Origin of the sequence: Alicyclobacillus fodiniaquatilis (assembly GCF_042678105.1) — a bacterium.
Classification (GTDB): domain Bacteria; phylum Bacillota; class Bacilli; order Alicyclobacillales; family Alicyclobacillaceae; genus Alicyclobacillus; species Alicyclobacillus fodiniaquatilis.
Map to the genome: position 1 here is coordinate 636 of NZ_JBHUCX010000098.1, position 393 is coordinate 1028.

Below are 393 nucleotides of genomic sequence, written 5' to 3' on the forward strand. Positions count from 1 at the left end.
TAGCCGAAACGGTGAAGTTAGGAAGAGCGCACGGAGGATGCCTAGGCGCCAAGAGCCGAAGAAGGACGGGGCGAACACCGAAATGCCACGGGGAGTTGTAAGCGAACATAGATCCGTGGATGTCCGAATGGGGGAACCCCCTAGTGTGAAGCGCTAGGACTGTACAGTGAATCCATAGCTGTATGGAGGCAACCGAGGGAACTGAAACATCTAAGTACCTCGAGGAAAAGAAAACGAAAGTGATTCCGTGAGTAGCGGCGAGCGAAAGCGGAGGAGCCTAAACCATGTGCGTGATACAGGCTGCAGCCGATGCGTATGTGGGGTCGAGGGGCTGTCGGAGGGAACCTGCAGGAACCCGCCGGAAGACAGTACATAGGAGAACGGCATGGGAAG

1 rRNA gene is annotated in these 393 nt (G+C 56.0%); it reads left to right on the forward strand.

From position 1 onward, the window contains the following. Positions 1 to 10: 10 nt before the first annotated feature. A 23S ribosomal RNA gene (locus ACFSB2_RS23715) occupies positions 11 to 393 on the forward strand; the annotation flags it as partial.